At 56.7% G+C, this 14143-nt stretch carries 11 protein-coding genes and 1 pseudogene; 4 read left to right on the top strand and 8 right to left on the bottom strand.

Annotated features, from left to right (window positions below; genetic code table 11):
- The first annotated feature begins 61 nt into the window (after nt 1–61).
- Nucleotides 62–775: a MurR/RpiR family transcriptional regulator gene (locus tag SPL01S_RS04300; protein WP_004943264.1), complete on the top strand. Its 714-nt coding sequence runs from the start codon at nt 62–64 to the stop codon at nt 773–775.
- A gap of 18 nt (nt 776–793) precedes the next feature.
- Here the strand turns inward: SPL01S_RS04300 and SPL01S_RS04295 are convergent, their stop codons facing one another.
- Both SPL01S_RS04295 and SPL01S_RS04290 read right to left on the bottom strand, forming a co-directional pair.
- Entirely contained in the window at nt 794–2179 is a 1386-nt protein-coding gene (locus SPL01S_RS04295) for a family 4 glycosyl hydrolase (protein ID WP_063197782.1), read from the bottom strand.
- A 24-nt stretch (nt 2180–2203) separates the two neighbouring features.
- Nucleotides 2204–3763 carry a PTS transporter subunit EIIC gene (locus tag SPL01S_RS04290; protein ID WP_063197781.1) on the bottom strand — a complete coding sequence of 520 codons (1560 nt, stop codon included), beginning with the start codon at nt 3761–3763 and terminating at the stop codon, nt 2204–2206.
- 361 nt (nt 3764–4124) lie between these two features.
- On the opposite strand from SPL01S_RS04290, the pseudogene pepT reads away from it, so the two are divergent.
- A pseudogene (gene pepT / locus SPL01S_RS04285) lies at nt 4125–5360 on the top strand (peptidase T).
- An 82-nt stretch (nt 5361–5442) separates the two neighbouring features.
- Nucleotides 5443–6531, top strand: coding sequence for a malate/lactate/ureidoglycolate dehydrogenase (locus SPL01S_RS04280; RefSeq protein WP_063197778.1), 1089 nt, complete (start codon nt 5443–5445; stop codon nt 6529–6531).
- Between the two features lie 46 nt (nt 6532–6577).
- On the opposite strand, the gene SPL01S_RS04275 is transcribed toward SPL01S_RS04280, so the two are convergent.
- Nucleotides 6578–7417 (bottom strand): MBL fold metallo-hydrolase, encoded by an 840-nt coding sequence (locus SPL01S_RS04275; protein WP_063197776.1) that lies wholly within the window; start codon nt 7415–7417, stop codon nt 6578–6580.
- Nucleotides 7410–7955, bottom strand: a complete 546-nt coding sequence (locus tag SPL01S_RS04270) for a hypothetical protein (protein WP_063197774.1) — start codon at nt 7953–7955, stop codon at nt 7410–7412. The genes SPL01S_RS04275 and SPL01S_RS04270 overlap by 8 nt, the downstream gene beginning before the upstream one ends.
- Nucleotides 7956–8096: 141 nt before the next feature.
- Between SPL01S_RS04270 and SPL01S_RS04265 the strand changes: the two genes are divergently transcribed.
- Complete coding sequence (locus tag SPL01S_RS04265; protein WP_063197772.1) at nt 8097–8999, top strand: LysR substrate-binding domain-containing protein; 903 nt, start codon at nt 8097–8099, stop codon at nt 8997–8999.
- 177 nt (nt 9000–9176) lie between these two features.
- Here the strand turns inward: SPL01S_RS04265 and SPL01S_RS04260 are convergent, their stop codons facing one another.
- From SPL01S_RS04260 to SPL01S_RS04245, 4 genes are all read right to left on the bottom strand, one after another.
- The gene (locus tag SPL01S_RS04260; RefSeq protein WP_063197769.1) at nt 9177–10298 is read right to left on the bottom strand and encodes a ribosomal protein uL16 3-hydroxylase; all 1122 of its coding nucleotides are present in this window, start codon (nt 10296–10298) and stop codon (nt 9177–9179) included.
- An 84-nt stretch (nt 10299–10382) separates the two neighbouring features.
- Nucleotides 10383–11840: a two-component system sensor histidine kinase PhoQ gene (phoQ, locus tag SPL01S_RS04255; protein ID WP_063197892.1), complete on the bottom strand. Its 1458-nt coding sequence runs from the start codon at nt 11838–11840 to the stop codon at nt 10383–10385.
- Between the two features lie 5 nt (nt 11841–11845).
- On the bottom strand, nt 11846–12517 hold the full coding sequence (gene phoP, locus SPL01S_RS04250; protein ID WP_004943295.1) for a two-component system response regulator PhoP: 672 nt from the start codon (nt 12515–12517) through the stop codon (nt 11846–11848).
- A gap of 349 nt (nt 12518–12866) precedes the next feature.
- Entirely contained in the window at nt 12867–14138 is a 1272-nt protein-coding gene (locus SPL01S_RS04245; RefSeq protein ID WP_063197768.1) for a c-type cytochrome, read from the bottom strand.
- Nucleotides 14139–14143 lie beyond the last annotated feature (5 nt).

The following is a 14143-nucleotide window of genomic DNA, read 5'->3' as shown; positions in this document are numbered from 1 at the left end:
GCTGCGCTCTGGTCTTGCCTGCCGAGCGGCCGCGATTTTTACTTAATGGGCAGGGGGCGCGGTGAATTTCAAACAGGTATTCAGCCAGGCGGATCTGAGCAAAACGGATCTCACCATCCTCAACGCTATTTTCGACAACCCGGATGCTTGCATCGATGACGGCATCCGGGCGGTTTCCGTCCGCTGCCACAGCTCGCCTTCAACGCTGGTGCGGCTGGCAAAGAAACTCGGTTTTCGCGGTTATCTGGAACTGGTGTATTTCATCAAGTTCAACCTGGTGATGGCGCCGGCGTTGCAAGGGGAACCGCAACAGGTCGCCCCGGCCGATGAAAAGCAGCAGGCGCAGTTTCTCGATATGCTCGACAGCGGCAAGATCCTGATCCACGGCAGCGGCTTCTCGCAACTGGTGGCGCAGTATATGTACAACAAATTTATGACGTTGGGCATCGACAGCTATCTGTCGCTGTGGCCGGATTTCGAGATCCTCGATCAGAAGATGCGTTTCCGTTTTGACATGGTGATTGTGATTTCAAAGTCAGGCAACAGCAATTCGGCGCTGAGCTGGAGTGAGGCGGTAAAACGCAACAACATCCGGCTGGCGGCGTTTTGCGGCGACGGCGACAGCCCGCTGGCGCGGCAGGCAGACATGACCTTTCTTTATGAAGACCGGCAGAAATACGACCACGATATTTACTACCCCAATCCGTTTTTCGGCCATTGTCTGCTGGGGTTTGAGAACCTGGTCAAGGCCTGGTTTGAACGGCGCATCCCCTGAAGGCATGCGCCGCGTCGCTTAACTCCAGTGCTCGGCATATTGGTGATGGGCCTGAAGATATTCCTCGACCAGGGTTTTCGCCAGCGAATAAGAATTTACCAGCGGGTGCACCATCAGCGCCTTGATGGCCTTCTGGCGATTGCCCTCCAGGATGGCCGCGACCGCCAGGCGTTCATACTCTTTGACCTGCGCGATCAGGTTCTTCTGGGTATCGGGGATATCGCGCATTTTCACCGGATGAATGCCCGCGTTGCTCAGTTCGCAGCTGATTTCGATCACGTCCTCCGGGTGCAGAAAATCGAGCGTGTCATTGTTTTGCATCGACACCACCACGCGTTTTTGCTGGCCGTTATTCACCGCTTCCAGAATGTCTATCGCCACCCCGGCGTAACCGCCGCTGTCTGGCTGTTCGATAAACTGTTGCAGCGTCAGCATCTCCCGCTCTTTCACTTTGCCCTTGCTCGATTCGCGCTGCATATAAGAGTTTTCACGCGTCAGATAGTGGCTGAAATACAGGCTGAAGGCCTGATCCAATTGGTGGGGGATGTCCAGTTCGGCAAGGTCCGCCAGCATTTGCCGGTTAATCTGCGCAATCTGCTCGCCACGGGTTTCCCCGGCACCGACGATGGCGGCGATCGCCTGTTCGCGGTAGTAGTAGTAATACAGGTACTCGTTGAGCATCAGGTTGTCCGACAGCGCCACCAGCTCCGGCGAGAAGTATTTCATGCAGGTATCGCGGTAAAGACGCGGATCGGCCAGCAGTTGCCCGGTGACGTCCTGGCCGTTGACCCGTACGTTGCGAAACCACGACAGGTGGTTCAGCCCAAAACAGTCGACGCTCAACTCGGCCTCGCGGCAACCCAGTAGCTCTGCCAGTTCACGGATAAATTCGCTGGGCGCATCGCAAATGCCGTACACCTTGCGTTTGAAGCCGGATTTGATGATCGCTTCGGTCACCATGCCGGAAGGGTTGGTGAAGTTGAACAGCACCGCGTTCGGCGATGCCACCTGTTCGATCAGGCGGCAGTAATCGATGATGGCCGGAATGGAACGCATCGCCATGGCGAAACCGCCCGCGCCGGTGGTTTCCTGCCCCAACACCTGATGGTTGAGCGCGATGCGCTCGTCATGAATGCGGCCTTCTTCGCCGCCGATGCGCAACGTGGTGATGATGTAATCGGCGTCGCTCAGTGCCTGGCGGGCATCGCTGCTCAGGCTGAAGGCGATGTCGTTGCGGATGCGTTCGAACACCCCCTGTGCGATAGCGCCGTAAACGGCGAGTTTTTGCCGGTCGGTATCCATAAATACCACTTCGGTCACGCCGATGCGGTGCGCGTTATAGGCGATGGATTTGGCCAGGAACGGCGAACGTACGCCGCCGCCGCCCAGAACGGTTAATTTCATGACAAGTCTCCCTAGGAATAAACGTTATAATGCCGCTAAATATTTTTCGACCTGATTCTTTACCTTGCCGACGGTGACGCCATAGATCACCTGGACTTCATTGCGATTTTTCACCACGCCTTTGGCGCCGGTACTTTTTAATGTGGGTTCGTCAATAAGCTGCATATCCTTTAACTCTACCCGTAACCGGGTAAAACAGTTATCGACGGAAATAATATTGCTCTTGCCGCCGAGGGCGCGAATAATAATGCCGCTTAATTCGTTCGGCTGGTTTTTGCTATTTTGGTAGTCCTGTTTTGAATAGAGTTTGACCTCATCGTCATCCTCACGCCCCGGGGTTTTTAAGTTAAGTTTCAACACCAGGGTTTTGAACACCAGGTAATACACGGCGAACTGCACCAGACCAATCACCACATACAGTGGCCAGCGCGTGAGAGCGACCGGCAGCGGCAGGTTATACACCAAAAACTCGATCAGGCCGCTGGCGCCCCAGGGGCGTACTTCGAACAGATTGCACGCCACCTGCGACAGCGCGGTCAGCATTGCGTGGATCACCCACAGCAGCGGTGAAATGAACAGGAAGGTGAACTCTATCGGTTCGGTAATGCCCACCAGAATAGAGGTGGTGATGGCCGGGATCAGTATGGCTTTGGCCAGCATTTTCTTCTCGGGCCGGGCGGTGCGGTAGAAGGCCAGCGCCGCGCCGGACAGGCCGAAGATGGTCACCATGCCCTGTTGCGAAAAACGCAGCGCTTCGTTCATCAGCGGAGAGATGCCGGGGTCGCGCATATAGGCGAGGAAAATCGCCTGCGAACCGGACACCGTGTGGCCGTCCTGAACTATCGACCCCCCGATGCTGGTGAGCTGAAACGGCGACCAGATAAAGTGATGCAGCCCGGTGGGGATCAGGAATTTCTCGAAGAAACCGTAGACGAACACGCCGAGCGAACCGGAGCTTTTCATAAAGCCGGTCAGGGCGATCAGGCCGTGCGAAATGGCCGGCCACAGGTAGCTGAAGCCGACGGCGTAGAGCATAATCACCGGCGTCATGGCGATCAGCACCAGTTTGGAACCACCGTAGACCGAGAACACGCCGTTCAACTCCACGTTGCAGAGTTTGTTGTGCACCCAGGCGATGGTGATGCCGAGGATCAAACCGAGGAAAATGCCCATGTCCACCACGGTAAAGCCCAGCAGCTCGGTTTGCCCTGTGCCGTAATATTCCCCGTTAATTTTCTGCGCGACGTGGCCGCTCAACTGCAAATAAGAGGAGTTGGCACCGAGGAACATAATAAAGCACATCACGGCAACCAGCGCCGCTTCGCTTTTTTTATCCTTTGCCAGCCCGTAGGTGATGCCAATACAAAAAATGAGCCCGAGGTTGCCAAACAACGGCCAAAAGGTATCCCCGATCATTTTGCCGATATGAAATACGCCGGAGTTTTCATTCACCAGCGTGGCGTTGGTAAGAATAGAACTTAATGCCAGAATCAAGCCAATCACCGGCAGAAAAAATATCGGCCCCATCATGGCTTTTGAGAAAGTCTGCAGCTTGCTTAAGATATTATCAATAATACCTTTCATGGCAGTTCCTTTTTTATTTTTTAGTGGATAACGACGTTGCTGATAAAGCTCCCCGGTGTGGCGAAAATAAAAGCATAAGAACGCGGTAATCTTTGCCTTGAATTAGTTATAGGTGGAATGATTTGGCGTTGCAATCGGTTGCCCGAAAAAGGTACCTGTGGTCAGCGGCTGACAACAGGTACCAGGCGTGAAGGGGATCACATCAGTGCGCCCGCGGCCTCCAGGCTGGAGAGCGCCGGTGAGATTGCACGCATCTCAGGAATTAATGATTTCCGTTAATTCTGGTTAAAAATGACCTGTCTCAATATTTGATCCGGATCGGTTCCGCATAATGAAATGCGATATTCTGAGGACGGATACCATGAATAAACTACTTGATCGCTTTTTTAACTACGTCTCTTTCGACACGCAATCTAAAGCGAACGTCAAACATGTGCCGAGTACCGACGGGCAACTGAAGCTGGCGCGTGCGTTGCAACAGGAAATGATTGAACTGGGGTTTGAACGGGTGTCGCTCAGCGAGCACGGCTGCGTGATGGGGACCTTGCCAGGCAACGTTGGCTGGCCGGTGCCGGCCATTGGATTTATTTCTCATCTGGATACTTCACCGGACTTTACCGGCAAGCACGTTAATCCGCAGATTGTCGAAAATTACCGCGGCGGCGATATCGCCCTGGGCATCGGCGATGAAGTGCTGTCGCCGGTGATGTTCCCGATCCTGCACCAAATGCTGGGGCAGACGCTGATCACCGCGGAGGGCAAAACGCTGCTCGGCGCCGATGACAAAGCGGGTATTGCCGAAATCCTGACCGCCATGGTGCGTTTGCAACAGGGCAACATACCGCACGGCGATATTCGCGTGGCCTTTACCCCGGACGAAGAAGTGGGCAAAGGGGCGCAGCTGTTCGACGTAGAAGAGTTCAACGCCGAGTGGGCTTATACCGTCGACGGTGGCGGCGTCGGTGAGCTGGAATGCTAAAATTTCAATGCGGCCTCGGTGACCATTAAAATTGTCGGCAACAACGTTCATCCCGGCAGCGCCAAAGGCGTGATGGTTAACGCATTGTCGCTGGCGACCCGCATTCAGCAGGCGTTACCGGCGGATGAAACACCGGAAACCACCGCCGGCTATCAGGGGTTCTACCACCTCAGCAGCATCAAGGGGAGCGTTGAACGTGCCGAAATGCACTATATCCTGCGTGATTTCGAGCGCGAAGGTTTTGAAGCGCGCAAACGCCGGATGATTGAAGTGGCGCGCCAGGTGGGCAAAGGCCTGCCGCGCGATTGCTACATCGAAGTGACAATCGAAGACAGTTATTACAACATGCGCGAGCACGTGGCTGAGCATCCGCATGTGATCGCGCTGGCGCAGCAGGCGATGCGTGATTGCGATATCGAACCGCTAATGAAGCCGATTCGTGGCGGCACCGACGGGGCGCAACTGTCGTTTCGCGGCCTGCCATGCCCGAATCTGTTTACCGGCGGCTATAACTTTCACGGCAAGCACGAGTTCATCTCGCTGGAGGGCATGGAGCAGGCGGTAGCGGTCATCATGCGTATCGCGGCGCTGACGGCCGAGCGCGCCAGAGAGCGTTGATTGCCGTTGTCATAATGGCTTGCCGCAACAACGATTTGCTCCTAGTGTTTGTGAACATCTTTTCAGCGCAAGGACCTGCATTATGAGCATCGAACACCGTATCGACAGCCAAAGCCTTGAACAATTTGTACAGGCCATTTGGCGCCACGCCGGCAGCACGGATCGGGAGGCCGCGCTGGTGGCGGAGCATTTGGTGCAGGCCAATCTGGCCGGGCATGATTCGCATGGCGTCGGCATGATCCCAAGCTATATGGCGTCGTTGGCGGAAGGGCAGTTGCAGCTTAACGTTCATGCCCAGGTGGTGCGTGATGCCGGCGCGGTGCTGACGATTGACGGCGGCCAGGGATTCGGCCAGGTGGTGGCCAGTGAAGCGATGGACAAGGGGATCGAACGCGCCCGTCAGTTGGGGTTGGCGGCGGTGGCTTTGCATAACTCTCACCATATCGGCCGCATCGGCCACTGGGCCGAGCAGTGCGCGCGCGCCGGCTTTATCTCCATTCATTTCGTCAATGTGGTGGGTGATCCTATGGTGGCACCGTTCGGCGGCAGCGATCGCCGCTTTGGCACCAACCCGTTTTGCGTGATTTTCCCGCGTGAGGGTAAAAAACCGCTACTGCTGGACTTCGCCACCAGCGGCATCGCCTACGGCAAAACGCGCGTAGCCTACAACAAAGGCCTGAGCGTGGCGCCGGGCTACCTGATTGATCAACAAGGCCGGCCGACCACGGAACCCAGCGTGATGCACGAACAGCCGTTTGGTTCGCTGTTACCCTTCGGTGCTCACAAGGGCTATGCGTTGGCTACCCTGTGCGAAATTCTCGGTGGCGCTCTCTCTGGTGGCCGCACTACCCATAACGCCACGTTGAAAACCGACAGCAGCGCCATTTTCAACTGCATGACCACCATCATCCTCAACCCGGAAGCCTTTGAAGCGCCCGAGATGCAGACCGAGGCCGAGGCCTTTATCGACTGGGTCAAGGCTTCGCCGCCAAGCGACGGCAAGCCGATTGAGGTACCGGGCGAATGGGAAGACGCTAACCGTGAGACGAGGTTGCAGCGGGGGATCCCGATAGACGACAACACCTGGCGGCAGATTTGCGCGGCAGCGAAACAGGTCGGCATGCCGGAAAACGAGCTGGACGGCTACCGGGCGCGGGCGTTGTCGGTATAAAAATGGCCCGCGCCCGTTCGCATGCGGGCAGAGGAATGGATGAGGCTCAAGATTCGTAAGCTATTTTGTAGCTCTTGCCTGCCCGCTCGATACGTGCAAAACCGAGTTCCCCCAGGTGCATGCCGGCGATAAGCGTTTTGTCCGAGCTGACGATATCCAACAGTTTTGATCGTGTCTCGGCGGAAACAAGCGGATCTTGGTCAAACGCAATGGATACGTCGGGGCGAGCAATCTGGATATGGGGGAAATGAACGATATCCCCCCAAATCAACAGACTGCCACTATCGGATTCGAGGCGATAACCGGAATGCCCGGCGGTATGCCCCGGAAGGGGGAGCGCACTGATGCCTGGGAGAACTTCATTATCCGTAAACGTGCGGATCCTCTGCCGATACTTATCGAACACCTTGCGCGCAAACAGAAAATTTCCGCGAGCGCGCTCACTCGCCCGGCTGAGATTGCCGTCGTCCTCCCAGAAAGAAACCTCATGCTGGTGGACCACTAGCTCTGCATCGGGAAAGGCGGCTTCCCCTGACGGATCCACCAGCCCCCCGACATGATCGGGATGCGCATGAGTCAGAAGGATCGTATCAATGTCGCAGGGGCGTACGCCGGCCAGTGCAAGATTCGCTTTCAGTTTGCCGCCCCATTGCTTAAATCCCCCGGCACCCGCGTCAATCAAGATCGTGCGGTCACGGCCCCGAACCAAGTAACAATTGACATGAATAGAAGAGGGATCCTTCACCCCCGCGTTTTGCTGCAACGTTGACGCATCCATGGGATCGATATTGGAGAGCGAATCGAGACCCGTGGAAAGGTATCCGTCACTGATGGCCGTGATCGAAAATGCCCCAATCTGCCGGCTTGGAAATGTCATGTCATTCATCACCGTATTCCTCACTGATACTGTTTTTTGTCAGTTGACCTGCCATTGGCACATAGAGGTGCGTGCCCTTCGGAAGCGGTTCCAGACTCAGGTCAATGGTGCGCCCCAGCTTTGCCAACCACCGAACTTCAGGGGATTTCTCCAGGGCGACAGCCTGCATCCGATAAGGCGTGAGGCCCATTTCGATGAGCGGTTCCGGGCCGACTGCACTCGTCACCAGATGTTCGTGTTCACCGATGGCCGGGGCACGATCAAGGCCAGCATAAAGATTGCGGTGCCAGTCGGTGATGTGCTGCTGCCAGCGCGCGAAATTGCCACCGCCTTTCTGACGATACTCATCTCCCTGGAGCACATCGAGACTGTCGATCGAATGAAGGGCAAGGTAGACAGGGCAACCGGCGTTCAACGCCTTGAAACGCTGCGAGGTATGGAAACCGCTCACCGAAATGAGTGCGGGCAGTTTTTCCTGACTGTAAAAATCATTCCACTCTGCTTCACTGGCGAGATCGGCAAAGTTGCATTCGACTGTATAAATCATTAGATCACTCTCGACGGGATGCCTTGTTGACGTTAAATCATGGTAGAGCGCTAAAGGCAGCGAAAAAATCGATTTTTCGGTATGCTTCAGTGATAAAAAATCAAGGTGGGCCAGCCGCCGGGGCCCCAATCAGGAACGCTTATGCGCCGGAAGATCCCTAGCAACACTTCATTGATGGCATTCGAGGCTGCTGCTCGTCATGGCAGCTTCGCGCGCGCGGCGAACGAACTGTCTCTAACCGAAGGCGCTATCAGCCGTCAGATTGGTCGCCTGGAAACCTTCCTTGGCGTCACGCTATTCGAGCGAATCGGCAATCGCGTCCGGCTCCTGCCGAACGGGGCACGCTATGCGACCCAAATCCGTGAGCTGCTTGACCGCCTGGATCGGGACAGCCAGTACCTGACAGGGCAGCCGAGCGATGGCGCAAGCCTGGACATTGCTGTCATCCCGACTTTCGCGATGCGATGGCTCATTCCTCGCCTGTCACACTTTCGGCAGCAGTATCCGAACATCACTGTGCATCTCTCCGAACGCATGGAACCCTTTGTCCTGACCGGGAGCGGGTTCGATGCTGCCATCCATTTCGAGCACCCGGCCTGGACGGGAATGCGGACTTACCCCCTGTTGGACGAGGTGCTGGTGCCGGTTTGCCATCCTGACATTCTGACGGGAAGCGAAGGGACAAGCGTACTGGATAACCTGCCGCGCCTGCACCGCCGGCAGAACCCTGAGGCCTGGCAACGCTACTCTCAGGAGACGGGGATCCCTCTGACTCATCCTGCGATGGGGGCACGCTACGATCTTCATGCCATGTTGATCGAAGCGGCATTGGCCGGTCTCGGTGTTGCGTTGGTGCCGCGCCTTTACGTTGATACCGAACTTGCATGCGGAAGGCTGGTCGCGCCGTGGCCTGAGGGGAAAACGATCGCCAAAACCTTCAGTCTCATTCTCCCAGAGCCGATCGGATTAAGCAGTGAGCCGATACAAGCGTTTGCTCAATGGATACTGGACGAAGCCAAGAAAGGCACGAGGGTTGAGTCGTAGGAAATGTCTTTCCTCTCTTTTTATTAGCTCGAGTTCAGGAAAGCGCCGGCATAGGTTTTACTCTATTAATGTTTTGATAATTATTGAATATTTTCCCTTGGCGCAGTTCGGTACCGGGGGCATGATGAAAAAAAGCCACCTGCCGAAGCGGGTGGCTCTATCCGACAGTTATCGGGCTTAGTCGTTGAAGTACCAGTAACCGCTGTTGATCAGCGCGGTGAGTGTGGCCAGGAACGACGGATCGTCGATGGCTTCGCCCAGCATGGCGGCGTTAACGCTGAAATGCTGGCACAGCGCGTCGGCGGCTTGCAGATGTTCGGTATCAATCAGCTCGCCATTCACAAAGCACCGGTCGCCAACGCGCAGCACGCGCAGGCCGCCCAGGCGTTGCAAGGGTTCACCCTGTTGCAGCAGCTCGTAGATTTCTCCGGCCTGATACGGCGGCTCCGGCGGCGCTGCGTCCAGCTCGTGGCGAGTCTGAGAAATAAACTCACCGAACCAGTGCTGGAAGTGTTCCGGTTGTTGAACCAGATCCAACATCATCTGGCGCAGGGCGTCGACTTCCTGCGGCAAGATCTGCGCCGGTTGGTCGCGCAACTGAATGTCCGGATCGCTGTAACGTTGGCTGCCCAGTTCGCGTGCCAGCACGTAATCGGCAAAGCCGCTGATCAACTCGCGGCCGTTCGGTGCGCGGAAGCCCACCGAGTAATTCAGCGCATTTTCCAGCGCGTAGCCTTCATGCGGGAAGCCCGGCGGGATATACAGAATGTCGCCTGGTTCCATTTCTTCGTCGATAATGGCGTCGAAAGGCTCAACCTGCAGCAGATCCGGATGCGGGCAGTGCTGCTTCATCGGCACCTTCTCGCCTACGCGCCAGCGGCGACGGCCGGTGCCCTGAATAATAAAGACGTCGTACTGATCGAGGTGCGGGCCAACGCCGCCGCCCGGGACCGAGAACGAAATCATCAGGTCGTCCATCCGCCAGTCCGGCAGTTGGCGGAACGGGCGCATCAGCGCGCTGGAAGGCTCATGCCAGTGGTCCACCGCCTGTACCAGCAGCGACCAGTTGTTCTCGCTCAGGTGGTCAAAGCTCTCGAAGGGACCGTGCGCAACCTGCCAGCGGCCGTCCTGGTGGCTGACCAGGCGGCTGTCCACTTCGTTTTCCATCGCCAGCCCGGCCAGCTCATCCGGGGAGATTGGATCGATAAAGTTTTTGAAGCCGCGCTTCAGAATTACCGGACGCTTTTGCCAGTAACGTTGCAAAAAGTCGTTCCAGTCGAGATCTAATTGATAATTCATGTTCTATTCCAGCAGAAAGGAGTGAGCCTGAGTGCGATTATAACGGAAGTTTGGCCCCGTGGATCGGGGCCGGAACGACAGAATTTATTCGTGATGATGGGAATCGTGTTGACGGGCGAAGGTGACCTGCATGCGCGCACCACCAAGCGGGCTGTCGCTGATGGTGATGGTGCCGTCATACTGCTCGATAATCTCCGCCGCAACGGATAACCCCAACCCCTGGCCGGGGCGCAGGGTGTCTACGCGTTGACCACGTTGGAAGATCAACTCGCGTTTGCTTTCCGGAATGCCCGGCCCGTCGTCGTCGATCACGATGGTGAGGTTTTTATCGGAGTGGAGTGAGGTGATTTCAACGAACTCAAGGCAGTATTTGCAGGCGTTTTCCAACACGTTGCCCATCACTTCCATAAAGTCGTTCTTTTCGCCCATAAAGGTCACTTCCGGCGAAATATCCAGCGTGATCACCACGCCTTTACGCTGATACACCTTGTTGAGCGCCACGGTGAGGCTGTCCAACAGTGCGGGCACTGAGTGGATCTCACGGGTCAGTACCGTTTGCCCCGAACTGATGCTGGCGCGATGCAGGTAGTAACCAATTTGCTGCGAGATGCGGCTGATTTGGTCCAGCATGATCGGTTCGACCTCTTCGATGGTGGTCTGCTTGCCGGTGCGCAGCGAACGCAACGTGGTTTGCAGCACCGCCAGCGGCGTTTTCAGGCTGTGGGTCAGGTCGGACAGCGTGGTGCGGTATTTGGTGTAACGCTGGCGCTCATTGCGCAGCAAAATATTCAGATTGCGCACCAGCCCGCGCAGTTCGCTGGGGGGATTTTCGTCGAGCTGCTCGCGTTCACCGTTCTCCAGCTCGCCCACCTGATTCACCAGCGCCTTGATCGGGCGCAGGCTCCAGTAAGCCGCCAGCCACAACAGCGGCACCACCAGCAGCAGGTTGGCCAGCAGCACATAGCTGAACCATTCCCAGACCACGTCCGAACGCTGCAGCTCCTGCGGAATGGTGTCGACCACCACTATGGTCAGCGCGGGCAGCCGCGAGGTTGCCGCGTAGGTGTTGACCGCCACTGAGTGGGTCAGTGCGTTTTGGTCGTTGTCGTCATAGTTTTTCAGCTGATCCTGGGCTTTGGGGTTGTTGCCCAGCACTTCGCTACTGATGCGGGTATCGGTATCGATTTCGTAGAAGTCGGATTTTTCCAGCCACTCTTTGTTGATGCGCTTTTCCAGCTCCGGCAACTGGCGCTGGCTCCACAGCAGATTGCCCTTGTCGTCGTAAATAAACACCAGGGTAGGAAAGTTGAGATCGAGGTCGGGTGGAATGGCGATAGTGAGCTTGTTGTCTTTCCATTGAGCCAGGCTGAAGAACAGGTTGCTTTCACCCCGCAGCAGGCGGAAGGCGGTCTTGTCGAAGCTGACGATATAGCCGACTACCGCCACCAGTCCGTAAGACAACGACAGCGCCAGGATCACCCCGGCGGTCGCCATCAAAAAGCGTGCACGGAGTGAAAAAGGTTTTTTATTTTTGTTGAACATCATGTTCACTTCGCATCAAAACGATAGCCCTGGCCACGAACCGTGGTGATCACTTCCTGTGGATATTCAGCCTGCAGTTTTTTGCGCAGGCGGCCCATCAGCACGTCGATGGTGTGGCTCTCGCGCAGTTCCGCATCCGGATAGAGTTGCAGCATCAGCGAATCTTTACTGACTACTTTGCCGGCGTTGCGGATCAAGGTTTCGATGATGGTGTATTCAAACGCGGTCAGTTTGATTTGCTGTTCCCCGACGCTCAGCTCGCGGCGCGACAGATCGATCTGGAACGGCGGCAAGACGATCACCTGGGAAGCCAGGCCGCTGTTGCGGCGCATCAACGCCTGCATGCGGGCAATCACTTCTTCCAGGTGAAACGGCTTGGTGACATAGTCGTCGGCGCCGGCTTCCAGCACCGCCACTTTGTCTTGCCAGCTTTCGCGCGCGGTCAGCACCAAAATGGGCAGCTTCATCTGGTGAGCGCGCCAGCGGCGGATCAGACTCAGGCCATCTTCGCCCGGCAGACCCAGATCGACAATTGCGATGTCCGGCGCATGTTCTTGCAGGAAATAGTCGGCTTCCTTGGCATCTTCTGCAGCATCGACCTGATGACCCATTTCACGCATCTGCACGGAAAGGTGGTGGCGCAGCAAACCGTTATCTTCAACAACCAAAACTCGCATGGCGGACTCCTGTGACTATGCGGGTGAACATCCTGTCACCCCGCTATAAAAGTAACACGCTCTTCAGCGCGTGAGGGATAGCGCGGCTACTTACCCATCTGATCGTTAATCTTGACGCTATGGTAGGTAGAACCCGCTGTTACCGCAAGAGACGCAGAGCGTTGGCGGGAAATAAGCGCTATCAATTTTATGTTCGCCGTCATTATCGGCAACGGCTAATAAACGCCGGATAAACAATGGCGGAGCAAAGTTAAACCAAACTTAAACCGTCGGGTGTTGACGGATTGGGCTAAGGCGCAGGTTACTGCGGGATGAAAAGTGACGGGCGCATAGGCTGCGCCCGGGGGAATTACTGCTGAGTGGGTTTAACTGCGCTGTTTTTACGGATCTCCCGAACCTGTTCTGCGGTCACCGCCGGGGCTTGGTTGCCCCAACTGCTACGCACAAAACTGGCAACCTGGGCGACTTGTTCGTCGCTCAGCCGCCAGCCGAAGTCTGGCATGGTCAGCCCTGTGGGGGCGCTGACGGTCATCGGCGTGTGGGAGCCGTTGATAATAATGCTGATCAGCGAAGAAGGATCCTCGTCTAACAGCGCCGGGTTGTGCGCCAACTGCGGGAAGGTATTGCGATAACCCAGGCCATCGCTGCGGTGGCAGGCGGCGCAGTTATCCAGATAAGTTTGTGCGCCGGGCCGGCTGAGCTCGCCGCTAAACAACGCTTTCGCCGTTTTGGCGTCGGCCTGCGGCAGCTTTTGCCGGCTGTCGCCCGGCAGTGATTGCAGGTAGCCGGCGATCGCCTGCAAATCGGCGTCGCTCAGGTGCTGGGTGCTGTCCTGCACGACGTCTACCATTGAGCCAAAAGCGGCAAACTGTGGGTTGTGGCCGGTTTTCAGGAAACGGGTGATATCTTCCGTTCGCCAATTGCCCAGCCCGTCGACCGGGTCTGCGCGTAGATTGGCGGCGTGCCAGCCCTCCAGCGTGCCCCCGCTCAGATAGGTGCTGTCACTCTGGGTGAGCGCCTTCTCCTGGAAGCCGATGCCACGCGGCGTGTGGCAGGTGCCGCAGTGCCCCAAGCCCTGAACCAGATAGGCGCCGCGGTTCCATTCAGCGCTCTGCTTGGCATCCGGCCGGTAGCTGCCGTCCTCGCGAAACGCCAGATTCCATAGCGCCAGCGGCCAGCGCATATTCAGCGGCCAGGGAATATCACTGTCCTTATTTTGCTGTGCTACCGGCTTAACCTGATGGGTGAAGTACAGATACAGATCGCGCACATCCTCGTCGCTGATTTTGGCAAATGACGGGTAGGGCATGGCCGGGTACAACCGGGTACCGTCGCGTGCCACGCCTTTGCGCAATGCGTCGCTGAACTCTTGCAGGCTGTATTCGCCGATGCCGGTCTGTTTGTCCGGCGTGATATTGGTGGAGTAAATGGCGCCGATCGGGGTGGTCATTTTCAGGCCGCCGGCAAAGGGAACGCCGCCGGGGGCGGTATGGCAGGCGGCGCAGTCGCCCGCACGCGCCAGATATTCTCCGTGCTGGATCCTTTGTGCATCGTCGACTGCCTGTGCCACACCGGCGCTCAGCATCAGCAGCGCTAACAGCGAGGGGGTAAATCCTTTCATATAAG

The sequence above is a fragment of the Serratia plymuthica NBRC 102599 genome (genome assembly GCF_001590925.1).
Lineage (GTDB): Bacteria > Pseudomonadota > Gammaproteobacteria > Enterobacterales > Enterobacteriaceae > Serratia > Serratia plymuthica.
Note: the sequence above shows the minus strand (reverse complement) of the source record. Positions and strands in the feature narration are given on the sequence as shown.

Excerpts from the sequence above, each read along its gene's own strand:
- SPL01S_RS04295 (WP_063197782.1), bottom strand. The coding sequence starts at position 2,179 with ATGAAATTAACCGTTCTGGGCGGCGGCGGCGTACGTTCGCCGTTCCTG.
- SPL01S_RS04290 (WP_063197781.1), bottom strand. The coding sequence starts at position 3,763 with ATGAAAGGTATTATTGATAATATCTTAAGCAAGCTGCAGACTTTCTCA.
- SPL01S_RS04280 (WP_063197778.1), top strand. The coding sequence starts at position 5,443 with ATGAGCATCGAACACCGTATCGACAGCCAAAGCCTTGAACAATTTGTA.
- SPL01S_RS04275 (WP_063197776.1), bottom strand. The coding sequence starts at position 7,417 with ATGAATGACATGACATTTCCAAGCCGGCAGATTGGGGCATTTTCGATC.
- SPL01S_RS04270 (WP_063197774.1), bottom strand. The coding sequence starts at position 7,955 with ATGATTTATACAGTCGAATGCAACTTTGCCGATCTCGCCAGTGAAGCA.
- SPL01S_RS04265 (WP_063197772.1), top strand. The coding sequence starts at position 8,097 with ATGCGCCGGAAGATCCCTAGCAACACTTCATTGATGGCATTCGAGGCT.
- SPL01S_RS04260 (WP_063197769.1), bottom strand. The coding sequence starts at position 10,298 with ATGAATTATCAATTAGATCTCGACTGGAACGACTTTTTGCAACGTTAC.
- phoQ (WP_063197892.1), bottom strand. The coding sequence starts at position 11,840 with ATGTTCAACAAAAATAAAAAACCTTTTTCACTCCGTGCACGCTTTTTG.
- phoP (WP_004943295.1), bottom strand. The coding sequence starts at position 12,517 with ATGCGAGTTTTGGTTGTTGAAGATAACGGTTTGCTGCGCCACCACCTT.
- SPL01S_RS04245 (WP_063197768.1), bottom strand. The coding sequence starts at position 14,138 with ATGAAAGGATTTACCCCCTCGCTGTTAGCGCTGCTGATGCTGAGCGCC.